At 39.4% G+C, this 12,234-nt stretch carries 9 protein-coding genes; 3 read left to right on the forward strand and 6 right to left on the reverse strand.

What is annotated here, in order from left to right; genetic code table 11:
- Nucleotides 1-51: 51 nt before the first annotated feature.
- Complete coding sequence (locus DW947_RS19510) at nucleotides 52-549, reverse strand: hypothetical protein (protein ID WP_005824447.1); 498 nt, start codon at nucleotides 547-549, stop codon at nucleotides 52-54.
- A gap of 161 nt (nucleotides 550-710) precedes the next feature.
- Between DW947_RS19510 and DW947_RS19515 the strand changes: the two genes are divergently transcribed.
- The gene (locus DW947_RS19515) at nucleotides 711-1,271 is read left to right on the forward strand and encodes a porin family protein (protein WP_005833619.1); all 561 of its coding nucleotides are present in this window, start codon (nucleotides 711-713) and stop codon (nucleotides 1,269-1,271) included.
- A gap of 95 nt (nucleotides 1,272-1,366) precedes the next feature.
- Here the strand turns inward: DW947_RS19515 and DW947_RS19520 are convergent, their stop codons facing one another.
- The 3 genes from DW947_RS19520 to DW947_RS19535 form a co-directional block, all read right to left on the reverse strand.
- Nucleotides 1,367-1,849 (reverse strand): hypothetical protein, encoded by a 483-nt coding sequence (locus tag DW947_RS19520; protein WP_117963040.1) that lies wholly within the window; start codon nucleotides 1,847-1,849, stop codon nucleotides 1,367-1,369.
- Between the two features lie 232 nt (nucleotides 1,850-2,081).
- On the reverse strand, nucleotides 2,082-4,970 hold the full coding sequence (locus DW947_RS19525; RefSeq protein WP_120381899.1) for a hypothetical protein: 2,889 nt from the start codon (nucleotides 4,968-4,970) through the stop codon (nucleotides 2,082-2,084).
- 431 nt (nucleotides 4,971-5,401) lie between these two features.
- Nucleotides 5,402-6,355, reverse strand: a complete 954-nt coding sequence (locus tag DW947_RS19535) for a tyrosine-type recombinase/integrase (protein WP_119958608.1) — start codon at nucleotides 6,353-6,355, stop codon at nucleotides 5,402-5,404.
- Between the two features lie 303 nt (nucleotides 6,356-6,658).
- Here DW947_RS19535 and DW947_RS19540 point away from each other — a divergent pair, with 303 nt between their 5' ends.
- Nucleotides 6,659-7,462 (forward strand): type IV toxin-antitoxin system AbiEi family antitoxin, encoded by an 804-nt coding sequence (locus DW947_RS19540; protein WP_061412092.1) that lies wholly within the window; start codon nucleotides 6,659-6,661, stop codon nucleotides 7,460-7,462.
- The gene (locus DW947_RS19545) at nucleotides 7,459-8,250 is read left to right on the forward strand and encodes a nucleotidyl transferase AbiEii/AbiGii toxin family protein (protein WP_005833587.1); all 792 of its coding nucleotides are present in this window, start codon (nucleotides 7,459-7,461) and stop codon (nucleotides 8,248-8,250) included. Before DW947_RS19540 ends, DW947_RS19545 begins: the two co-directional genes overlap by 4 nt.
- A 64-nt stretch (nucleotides 8,251-8,314) precedes the next feature.
- On the opposite strand, the gene DW947_RS19550 is transcribed toward DW947_RS19545, so the two are convergent.
- Nucleotides 8,315-8,776 carry a hypothetical protein gene (locus tag DW947_RS19550; protein ID WP_005833590.1) on the reverse strand — a complete coding sequence of 154 codons (462 nt, stop codon included), beginning with the start codon at nucleotides 8,774-8,776 and terminating at the stop codon, nucleotides 8,315-8,317.
- An 86-nt stretch (nucleotides 8,777-8,862) separates the two neighbouring features.
- Nucleotides 8,863-12,147 carry a hypothetical protein gene (locus DW947_RS19555; protein WP_119958609.1) on the reverse strand — a complete coding sequence of 1,095 codons (3,285 nt, stop codon included), beginning with the start codon at nucleotides 12,145-12,147 and terminating at the stop codon, nucleotides 8,863-8,865.
- Nucleotides 12,148-12,234: the final 87 nt, after the last annotated feature.

Raw genomic sequence — 12,234 nt, forward strand, 5'->3', positions numbered from 1 at the left:
CGACTTGTCGGCTGATAACTCCTTTAAATGAAAGATTCGTGGTTTCCTTGTCTATCCTTCTACTTTTTGGAATGCCAGCCGTTCGTCTCCATTGGCCAGAAGGATGATGCCGCAATATTTGAATCCGTGCTTCTTCAGTATGTATTGCAGGATATGATTGTCCCGGTGGGTATCTGCACGTAGGTTGGGTATTTGTTCGTAGCACCATTGCAGGCAGGCATTGGCCACTCCTTTGCTGTGTTCTGTACTTGCCAGCCGGTGAATGACGCCGTAAGGAAGCGTATCTTCCACCCATTTTCCTTCATAGATATGCGTATATGTGGGGTCGTTTCCACGGATAAAGGCGAAGGTTCCGATAATTTCTTCGGTATCGTCGGTGCACACATAGCTGTTTCCTTGTTCGATGTCTGCTATGACGATTTCCCTGGAAGGGTAGTTGCCTCTCCACTGCAGCATATTTCCGTCTTTCCGCATGATGTGCTTCGCTTGTTCAAAGATGTCCATAAGGATTGTAATGTCTGTGGGTTGCGTCTTTCTGATTTTTATCATAGCTTTTTATTTTATCTGTGTGGTATCTTTCTTTGATTCAGGTTGCAAAGGTAATGCGTTTTGTGATTCATTGTTCTCTTAAATGAACAAATGCTAATAGATGTTGTTTCTTTAGGAAGAATTTGCATATATTTGTCCCGTAATATTAAACACAATTGATTATGAAAAAGATTTTTAGTGCTTTCGTGATAGCTGTATGCTGTATGTTTATGGCTATGCCTGCCCAGGCCCAACTATTGAAGTGGGGTGTTAAGGGTGGTGTGAATATGACGAAAATAGATTGGGATGGCGGATATAAGGGAAACAAGGATAATTCTACCGGTTTCTTTATTGGTCCGATGGCTGAGTTTACCATTCCCATTGTAGGCTTGGGTGTTGACGGTGCTTTGCTGTTCTCTCAGCGCGGCAAGGACGAGGTGAAGCAAACAGGACTGGAAGTACCCGTAAATCTGAAATATACCATTGGCTTGGGTAGCTTGTTGGGTATTTATATAGCTGCCGGTCCCGATTTCTTCTTCGATTTTAAGAAGAAAGACTACGTAGATCGCAAGAAGGCTCAAGTGGCACTTAATCTGGGTGCCGGTGTGAAGCTGCTGAAGCATCTCCAGGTTGGCGTGACCTATCAGCTCCCGATGGGCGACTCATTTACGTGGGAGGAGGCGGGTAAGGCTTTCGGTGCCAAGAATAAGACTTGGCAGGTGTCTGCGGCGTATCTCTTCTAAATGTAGTAAAACGATTTGTGGAATATAATATAAGAAAGGCTCTCCTACAAAAAGGAGGGCCTTTCTTGCGTTTTTGATGGGAATTGAAAAGTTTATCAGATGGCTTTATCACCCATTCCTGAATCTTTCATGCATAATTTCCAATTCCCTAGATAGCGTACTGGTTTAAAGTACCAATTGGTCTTTCTAGTTTCGGTAAAGTAAACGGTGCATCTTACTTCATTATCTTCGGCTTCTTTAAATTGTATATTATCAATTTTATATCTATAGATAGGAAAGAGTTCAAATAATGTTTTAATATGTTGCATGTCTTCATTATCTAAAGGTTCTGGTGCTTGATTAGGTATTTTAGCATCCATTTTGTATAGCATGGCTACAGCTTCGGCATACTCTTTATTTTGAGCTAAAGTCATGAATCGGTTTACAAGCTCAGTCACAGTTGCTGTATCTCGCTGTGAGAGTACCATGATAGAGGATGTTTTGGGGGCAATACTTTCTACTCTTTTCTTTTCTTGTTTACAAGCTGTCATCAAAACAAGTACATACAACAGTATACTTAAAGACTTTATCGTTTTCATTCTTTTATCTATTTTTGTTAGGTGATTTTGGGGGCATATTATTATGATTGGTATCAATAGGCTGGAGCTATATTAAAATATATAGCGAAAAAATGAAAGAGAAATAGCTTCTTCACTTCACTCCAAGTGAACTGACCACATAATTTCAATATGTAGACGTCTTTATAGATTAAAAAGAGTGCCCTCTTTTGAAGGCACTCTTTCTATTGGAGATTTCTATTTAATCTAATGATTAGACAGTTCCGTGAACATCAATAACAATATTAACTTCAATAACACCCCATTTATAAGTTACTTTTACAGGAACTTGAATTTGGTAGTTACCAACTTCATTACCATTGTTCTTATAGTTTAGAATACCCATATGTGTACCATCAATAGGCTCTGTAGACGGAGTATATGTTATTTCGATATTATTACTCTTAGAGCTCAACAATGTTTCACCCAATGTTCCACCATTCAAATTAGTTGTGATATTAGCTTCATCTACTTCAATCTTCTCAACTCCATAGTAAGTATAGTAGTTATATCCTTCCGGACTGAACTCATTTTGTTCCTTGTTATTACGCCAGTCCGTAAATGCTAATACCTTGCTGAAGTCAAGCTTGTCACCGTCATTAATAGCATCTTTCAAGCCTTCATTATCCTTAGAAGTTACATTAATAGGGCGTATAAATTTCACATCAAATTCATAATTGCTCAATTTCAAGTCCTTTTTGCATTCGTTTGTTGCAACAACTTTAACACGACCGCAAAGAGTTTCACCATCTTTCATTTCAGTGCGACCAGCATAGTTCAAGATATCTTTTGCGTAATCAGTTTCTTGATATGTCACAGCAGAATTGCTAATTACTGCTATCTTTTGAGAAGCTCCGGTTGGTTGATTGTTCTCCAGCTTAGTTGCAGATAAAGTTAATCCATCCGTAGAAACAGATAATCTGTACTTGTTATGTTTAGAAACGCCATAAACATCCTTTATGCGCGGAGTAACGAACTGGAATGTTTTAGTTAATTTATTATCTTGGAAATCTGCATAAACTGCATCTACTCCACTGATAGTAACCTTATTGCCTTCAAATACATTCAAAAGGTCATTTACATAAGTACACTTATCTGCGCCTTCACCCTTATTGGGTACTTTTACGTTCTGATGGATTTCATCATAACCGCTCTTAGCTTCTGTACTACCACTTGCAAACCAAGCATAGTCAAGTTTTGTAGTATTGGCAATAGTACCGGCTGGAGTAACATTGCGTGGACTCGGTGTCCAGTTGAATGTTACATACACATAGTGTGCAGTTTTATTGCTATTCTCCTTAACAAAACGAACGACAGCATTTATACTTGCTTTTTCTGTGAAAAGTTCATAAGCGTCATTAGCTCCTATTGTCCACTGCAATACTTCTGTCATATGGCCTTCCGTATCAGCAGTTGTTTTAGAAACTACCCCAATCTTCTTCGCAACTTCTACTGCATCTGCACTTGCCCCAGTGAATTGCTTTGCATCGCTATCCGTAGCGTCAAGTTTATAAGTATTTTCAAACTCTTCCTTAGAAATATCAAGTTTAGCTAAAATTTGTTCTTCCACTTGATCCCAAGTTAATTTCTTAATCAAATTATCTTGAGAGCAATTAACGGTATATCCTTCAGTAAAGTTGAACGGATCAATAACAGTAATTTCATTCTCTTCCGGAGTTGTTGTAATTTCAGCTTTAATATAACCAACGGCTACATTTTGGTTCTGTACAGTATCTTTCAAGATGACACGAATCAACGGCATACGACCTATGGTTGCTTTGCTTTGTTCAGCACCAAATGCCTGTTGCTTACCACCTTTGGTTATTTGAGGTCTCAATATAGCACCCTTCCAATTTGCATGGGCACTTTCTGAAGTCTCATTTTGTCCGGCAAAATAACCTACCAATTCATAAATATACTTGAAACCATCTTTCTCAACAAGACCTTCATTTGCATTTTTATCCCAAGCGATATCTTGATTGGTAGTTGTTGTATAGTGTGTTTGAATATATTCAGCAACATCTACACCTTCGCTGTTCCATGCAACTTGAATTTGAGGTTCATTCTGAATAGCTTCAGCTGCAGTCGTATACAAGTGACCTTCTCCGTCAGCATGATTAGGTTGTACTTTTGCGTTTGCCAATACTAAATCTTTGATTTCTTGCGCTTTTACAGCAGCGTAATCAGAAGTAATTATAGTATCTACTTTGGCATCTTTATAATGAGCTTGCAAAGCCAATACTGTTACGAGTCCATCTTTGTCAATGTCTTTAATGCTACCGTCAGTCAATTTTGCTTTTACTCTCAAAACACCTGGTTGGTTTGGAGCTAAGCTTTTACCAATAACTTCAGCTTTCACTACTGCACCTGCAGCTTTAGTGTATTTCTTATCATCGGAGATAAATGTCAGTTCTGCGATATTATTTATATCTACAGTAGACGGATTCATGTGATAATCTGCAGTCAATCCTGGAGTCAAATAAGACTGCGTAGTTGCAATTGTTGCCGCATCTTTAGAAAAATCCGCATCAGCATTAACAACTTTCAATGTCAAAGCCTTATACGCAAATGTAGACGCAGACATAGCTTCAATACCTTGATAATAGAAATCAGGCTTAAACACTAAACTAGTCAATTGACGGCCGATCAGATTTAATGCCTCATTTTGTAATTTAGCCACCTTTTCTGCAAGAGCCTTCAATTCTTCTTGACTTGCTTTACCTGCAATAGCATTGGTCAGTTCAGATTTAAGGTTGGCAATTTGTTCCTCAACATCTTTTAAAGCTGCTAACTTAGCTATTTTAGCTTCTAAATCAGTTTTTAGAGCTTCCAAGTCAGCATCTGTAACAGTACCAGCTCCTGTAGCTTTATCTAAAGCTTCTTGAGCTTTTTTCGCTGCATCTTCTGCACTTGACTTAGCAGCAGCAATTTCACTTTCCAATGCGCTTACTTTGCTATTCAAGTCTTCAGCTGTAGCTTTTTTGTCCAATTGCTCCTGCAAATTATCGATGTCATCATCATAGTCCTTGCAAGATGTGAACGTACTTGTAGTAGCCGTCATCAAGGCTCCAAACAAGATTACACTTAAAAACTTTTTGTTCATAATGAAAACTTTAAATTTATAAATTTAAAAAATGAAAAATAATAAAATCTACGATTACAGTATTTTTCCTCACATTTTTATATGTGTTTTTTCCGTTACTTCGCAGGTAATGAAATCTTGTTAATTCCATTAATAATCAGGGAATAAGGAGGGAATAGGCTGATTTTGTTCAGAATAGTAAAAATCAGCCCGTTAGGATATTGGAAAGAGGATTGGAAGTCCAGAAAGATGACAGTGGGAAAGGGATGAAATGAGGCTTTCAAAGAATGAAAGTATGTATCTTTCAGTTCAAAAGGTTGAATGACAGTCCATTGATAGCACCGATGGGAGCTCCGTAAAGACAACGCCATTCCGTTCCTCAAAACTCATTTTGAAGATTCCGGAAAATGTGCGACAAATCTATTCTATCCTATCAAAAGAAGTAACGTCTTTTATACTGTACACGCTCCGCTTCTTACAAAAGAAATTACCCTCTGGTTGGCCTCGTCAATCTTTCTGTTGCTGAAAGGCTTCAGATAGGTTTCCGTCACCGTGATGGAGGAGTGTCCCATGGCTTCCGATATGATTCCGGGGTGTATCTCGCAATGGTAAGCCATTGTGGCCCAGGTGTGTCTGGCTGCATAGGTACTGAGTGCCGACTGCATTCCCAGGCACTGCCTGAGTACTGCCAGCCGCTGGTTGAATCCCCTGAGTGCCGACTGGTATTCCCGGTATGCCGCTTCGGTGCCTTCCTCGCTGTGCAGTATGGGAAATAGATAAGGCGAATCCTGATTCCTGCTGGCCATCAGACGTATCATCTGCATGGCTTCGGGGGTAAGCGCCACTGTCAAGGCGCGTCCCGTTTTTCGGCGGCGGTACGATAGTGTATTGCCTTGCAAATCCCTCTTGTGCAGATAGGCCAAATCGACGAACGGAATGCCTCGCAGCATGAACATGAGTACAAAGAATATCCTGGTTTTCTGCAGGTTATTGGGAAATGCCTTTTCCTGCATCCCCATTTCCGTTTCGCGTACCAGATAGCTGATATCCGATGTTTCCAAAGCCTTCTTCCTATCGGCCCGTGTACCCGTATATACATGTTCGAAGAGCCGGGGAGTATAGCGTACGCACTTCATATCCACAGCCCTGTTGTAGGTGGAGCGGATTGTCTTAATGTAAGTAGATACCGTATTCCAGCTGCAGTTCCTGTGTCGCAGGTGGTTTTCGAAGCGTTTGAGTACCGTAGGGCTTAACTTCCGCAGAGGCAGCGCCTGGTAGTTGGTGAATGCGGAGAACGCATTTGAGGAGGCCTGGTAGATGTGTGCCGTTCCCCATCTCCCGCTTTCCCGAAGTTCTTCAACGATTGTCGAGAACATCTCCTGTAAGGTAATTTCATTCTTTCTCATTTCGAAATAATTTATAAAAGATTTATCTTGCAATTATATACAATTGAGAGGAGAAATAAAAAAAAGAATGCTCTCCCATTGAATACTTTTGTTATATCGGACTAAATATTTTATAATAACAGTTGGATATGATAAAGTAAATTATGAGTGTAGCAAATTAGAATAAAATCAACCTATTACTTTTATTGGAACTTGTACTTGAAACTAATGAGATTTAATTTGTTTGGCATGATTCTAAATTTTGTCCCGAAATAGTGCAAAGATAATCGTTTTTTGATTACTTTTGCACCAAAAAGGACGGATATGTCAATTCGAGAATGGATAAGAGAATTAGAAATTGGGGGAACACCTACATTTTCCTTTAGTACTGTAAGACGATTTTTCCCCAATATAACAGAACAATCTATCAAAAATGATTTGTTCCGCCTTTCTACGCAAAAAATCATAGTACCTGTATATCGAGGGTTCTATGTAATTATGCCCCCCCAATATGCGGCAAAAGGTATTATTCCTCCTATATACTACATTGACCAACTGATGTCTTATTTGGATAAGCCCTATTATATAAGTCTTCTCAATGCAGCAGAGCTTCTCGGTTCAGCTCATCAACGTCCACAGAGGTTTTCTGTCACAACAATTTTGCCTAAGTCCTCAGTATCTCCTACAAAGAATAATCTGTTGGTGTGGAATTATAGAAACAAAATGCCTTCTGAGTTTCTTCTAACAAGAAATTCAGAAACGGGTACCATATACTATTCGAATGCAGAGCTGACGGCTGTAGATCTTGTACAATATGAACAACATATTGGTGGCTTGTCACGTGCGGCAACCATACTGGAAGAATTGTCGGAATTGATAGACTTTTCGAAGATTTCAGAATCTTTGTTTGCATACACCTCTTTAGCGGCAATTCAGCGGCTTGGATTCATTTTAGATGTAGTGCTGCAAGAAGAACAACGAGCCAATGATTTATATGATTTGTTATGCAAATACACCAGAACGTTCAAATACGTATTCCTCAGCACGCGCCATAGTGCTGATGTCCAGGAGAAGAATACGCGCTGGAAGATAAAAATAAATACAAATATAGAAGTTGATGACATATGATTAACAGAGCCTCTATCATACAATGGAGTAAGCAGGTGCCGTGGAATGATAATGCGCAAATCGAGCAGGATTTAATCATCTCACGTGCATTGGTTGCCATTTTTAGTGATGAATTCCTTTCTTCACAGTTAGCCTTTCGTGGAGGAACGGCATTACACAAACTTTATCTTTCTCCACAGCCACGCTATAGTGAAGACATTGATTTAGTACAAATAAATCCGGGACCAATCAAGCCCATTATGTTCAGATTAGGAGAAGTATTGGACTTTTTACCGAATCGTGTTACTAAACAGAAACGCTATAATAATACAATGCTGTTCAGAATGGAATCAGAGTTTCCGCCAACAATCCAGATAAGATTGAAGATTGAAATTAATTGCTTTGAGCACTTCAATGAGCTGGGATTGGTAAAGATTCCTTTTATAGTTGAGAATAGTTGGTTCACGGGAGAATGTGAGATTACAACCTATCGGCTTAATGAACTTCTGGGCACGAAACTGAGAGCATTATACCAACGTAAAAAAGGGCGTGACTTATTTGACTTATATGTAGCATTGACAAAAGCAGAAGTTGATGTAAACGAACTCATGCGCTGCTATCATCGCTACATGAGTTTTGCAGTTCAGCAACCTCCCACATACAAACAATTCGTTGCTAATATGGAAGAAAAGATGGTTGATCCGGATTTTCTGGGTGATACTCAATTGCTTCTTCGTCCAGATGAGCCTTTTGACCCTATTGAAGGCTATAAAGCTGTTAAAGAACGGCTGATAGAAAACATGCAATAGTAATTCTATGGAAAGGAGGATGTTTATTCAGAAACATCCTCCAACCTATTAATTGCTACCTCGTTTATTCGGATTCGATGGTCAGATACCAGTCTGCGTTATACTTCACCGGACAGAATCTGAGGCTGGTATAAGCAGCAGGCTTATTGTCCGCTGCATCTTCTTCAGCAAATTTCACCCTGAATTTCACTTCATTTCCGGTGTACTGAGAAAAACCGAAGCTTTCCAGAGTATAATCCAATACAGGGAAAAGCTTGAATCGTCTTGCCATGTTCACTTTCTGTTCGTTACTGATTGGCATCAGAGTATCATTCCGTGTAACATACATCATTTCCAATGCGGCTTCTGTTCTGCCTTCTTGCAGAGCGTCCATACACGAAGAAGCTAATTTCAAGACAACAGCCGTATCTTGGGAGCTAATATTATAAACGTCTTCTGTTACACTCGCTTTTCTATTGGTACATGAATTCATACCGATAAGAACAGTCGCAATAAATAGCGTGAGATTTATTACTCTTTTTTTCATTGCATTTCTATTTATAAAGAGAGGAGTATGCCCTCATGAACATACCCCTCTTTCATTAGTGTAGTATAATGTAACTATTTACATCATTAATTGTTGCCGATGGTGTTTTTAACCACACAATCTACCCACACTTTCTGGATAACGCCCCAATCGTAAGTGAACTCAACCGGAATACGTACCTTGAAAGTACCTACGTTGTTACCGTTGTTCTCATACTTGATTTGTCCCATAGCTGCCTTGATAACATCGTAAGTTGCTTTCGTACCAGCAGATTGCTTGTTGTAAGCAGCGAAACTAACAGTTACACCAGTACCAGTCACATCTGCGCCAGATGGATTCAATTGAGAGAACTTAACTTTTGTTGACACCTGAGACAACAACTTGTTGTTGATATCGTGACCGTTCATATCAGTAGTGATCTTATCAATCAGCACCTTAACTTGTTTTACATTATAATATGCAAACAACCAAGCGTTTGAGTAGTCCACCGGATCAGCATCAAAGTCAACAAACTTCTTATCACGCCAGTCGGAGAAGTGGAACAAGTCTGCGATATTCAATTTAGAACCATTTGCCTCGGCATCAGTAAACTCACCGTCTTCTACCGGGTTGGCATCAATAGGACGCAAGAACTTGGCAGGATATACACTGTTCTGCGTAGCCATTGCTATAGCACACGGAGTATAAGGCACAACACCGATTTGTGCAACCAACTGTGCATTGGAGTGACCATAATAGTTCAACAAGAATTCAGATGTAGAATTCTGCTTGTATGTAATCTTACCTGTTGCTTGATTAATTTCTGCAATTTCTACTTTGGCTGCACGGGTCTTTCCTGCATACAGTTTTGTATTCGTATAGACACCCTGATCTGATTTTAATGCATATTCCAATGTATTGTCATAGCTTGCATCATATTGTTTTGCGAAGATATCTGTCGCCTTTGTATTATCAACATACAAGAAATAACCAGGTTTAGCTAATGTTCCAGTTGCAGGTAATTCGTACTCGTCGTTAGTAGCTGCAAAGAAGTACTTGTAACCACCGGCTGCACTATTGACAGCTTGTTTAGCAAATATAGCATCTGTATAAGAAGCAAAACCTGCAGTCGGACCAAATTGAGGTTTGTTGGCATCACCTACTACTTCCCATACCTGATCAAGTTCAACTACATACTGCAATGTGTTACCGCCATCCTTCGGATAAGCCACATTCAAACGAGTAGTTGTACCATTTTCGTACCAGTATTCAGCAATCTTGGTCTTAACAGCACCTACCGGCTTCAGAACAGTGGCCTTCAATGGCATGTAAATCGGAGCATTTGCTGTTTCGCCCTGCTTACTTTCATATCTTACGTAGATAGTCTTTGAGTGAGAATCGCTTTCTTGATAAATACGTTGCATATCACTTATTGACAGAGTCCAACGCAAAATTGTATTGGTAGTTCCGTGAGGATCTGCAACTTCCTCAACTTCTCCGTAAATCTTCTTGGCATCTGTGATAGCCTTCCATTCGTTACTGCTTGTCAATTCAAATTGTGTACCAACAGAATTATTCTGAGTAAATTTGTAGAGAGCATCAAATTCGTCTTTGGATTGAGTAGCGGTATTCTCAAGCAACTGATAAGAGATTTCAGCCCAAGTCAAATCCAGCTTAACTCCGTCGCATCCGAATTTAGCGTCTTTCGGGAATTCGTCCGTAATCTTATAACCGGCTTCTTTGATGATTTGCAATTTGATGTAACCAACCAAAACAACACGGTCTTGATTATCAAGTACGCGAACACGGATCAACGGGCGTTTTCCTACAGAAGAGATTCCTTGTTGATTCAATGTTTCACCCTTTTCATTTACGATAGAAGGAGTGATGACACCACTTGTAATGTCTTGTTGTACATATTTGCTGTCAGAAGTCACATTATTACCGGTCTTATACTGAATTAAAGCAAAGTCATACTTCAAACCGAATTTGGCTTCTGCACCGTAAGGCCAAATTTTATGTGTACCTTTATTCTTTGTTTCAGTGTTCCAATCATAATGGGTGGCCAATACCTTTTTTAAGTCAATGGACTCATCGTATGCCACTTGCAAAGTTGGAGCATGTGTGATTGCATCTTTTACGCTAGTCCATAATTCATCAGGGTTATTAGCTGTAGAACATTCAACGGCAGTATTGACACGACCATCAACAAGGTCATTGCTCTTGTAAGCAATAGCCATAGGAGTTACCTCAGAAATGTACGCCATTGCGTAATCAGAAGTAATGGTAGTGTCTTTGTCAGCCTTCTTTACATTGGCGGACAGAGCAAAAATAGAAGCTTCTCCCTTTTCAGCGTTATCGTATTTCTTGTCATAGATAACAGTCTTATCAAGAGAATATCCTACACTGATAAATCCGTCTTTCTTTTGCTCCATGTTTTCAACCTTAAATTTCAACTTGGAGTCATTTGCACGTGTAATGTATTCTGTTTCTCTTGAGACAAAGCTAAGATCAGCCAACTTATCAATCAATGCACTTGAAGGATTCATGTGATACTTAACTGTATCAATCGGAGCAAATACATCTTTTTTGTCATCTACATAGTTCCAATTTGCCACAGGTTCTGTAATTACACATTTTACGGCCGGCGAGTGCTCGTCATTAAACTCTATTTCAGTAGTAGTAGAAGTTTTCTTATACGTATAGCGCATCGCTTCATATTCAGTAGCCTCAATACCGCCTACATACAGCTCGGGATAGAATACTAAACTTCTTAATTCTTTAGTAAGCAGAGTTACTAAACCATCATTGATACTGCTAATTTGGGCAGCAATAGCGGTAACTTTGTCATCTATGGCTTTTACATCAGCTGTAGTTGCCACGTCTTCCATTGCTTTGTTGATAGCTGTAATTGCAACATTGATTTTGTCAATTTCTTCAGCATTAGCATCGATTAGCTCTTTGTACTTTTCAACAGCAACCATTTGAATCTTTAACTGAGCAATGGCAGCTGCATTAGCATCTACTGTACCTGAAATTGTAGCCAAATTTGTTTCGATGGCAGAAATTTGAGTCTTTAATGCATCTAATGCCTCTTGGCTTGGAGCATCTTTCAACATCTCATTAACCTTGTCAACCGCAGCCTGTATAGCTTCTGCTTTTGCAGTGGCAGCAGCTTCTTTGGCTGCATCAGCAGCAGACTTGGCAGCAGCGATATCAGACTTAGCGGCATCCAAAGCAGATTGCAAAGTCGTAAGCTGTGTGTTCAAGTCACTGGTCTTCTTGTCCAGGTTTTCGATGTCATCATCATAGTCCTTACAAGAAGTGAACGTTCCTGCAGTGCCAACCATTAAGGCGCTGAACAGGATTACACTTAGAAACTTTTTGTTCATAATTGAAAACTTTAAATTTATAAATTTAAAAAAAATAAAAAGTGAATAATCTCTCATTTTGAATCCCTTTCGCATACTTCTTTTGTT

Origin of the sequence: Bacteroides sp. AM44-19, from assembly GCF_003603395.1 — a bacterium.
Lineage (GTDB): Bacteria > Bacteroidota > Bacteroidia > Bacteroidales > Bacteroidaceae > Bacteroides > Bacteroides uniformis.

Coding starts and splice junctions, on each gene's coding strand:
- DW947_RS19510 (WP_005824447.1), bottom strand. CDS start 549: ATGATAAAAATCAGAAAGACGCAACCCACAGACATTACAATCCTTATG.
- DW947_RS19515 (WP_005833619.1), top strand. CDS start 711: ATGAAAAAGATTTTTAGTGCTTTCGTGATAGCTGTATGCTGTATGTTT.
- DW947_RS19520 (WP_117963040.1), bottom strand. CDS start 1,849: ATGAAAACGATAAAGTCTTTAAGTATACTGTTGTATGTACTTGTTTTG.
- DW947_RS19525 (WP_120381899.1), bottom strand. CDS start 4,970: ATGAACAAAAAGTTTTTAAGTGTAATCTTGTTTGGAGCCTTGATGACG.
- DW947_RS19535 (WP_119958608.1), bottom strand. CDS start 6,355: ATGAGAAAGAATGAAATTACCTTACAGGAGATGTTCTCGACAATCGTT.
- DW947_RS19540 (WP_061412092.1), top strand. CDS start 6,659: ATGTCAATTCGAGAATGGATAAGAGAATTAGAAATTGGGGGAACACCT.
- DW947_RS19545 (WP_005833587.1), top strand. CDS start 7,459: ATGATTAACAGAGCCTCTATCATACAATGGAGTAAGCAGGTGCCGTGG.
- DW947_RS19550 (WP_005833590.1), bottom strand. CDS start 8,776: ATGAAAAAAAGAGTAATAAATCTCACGCTATTTATTGCGACTGTTCTT.
- DW947_RS19555 (WP_119958609.1), bottom strand. CDS start 12,147: ATGAACAAAAAGTTTCTAAGTGTAATCCTGTTCAGCGCCTTAATGGTT.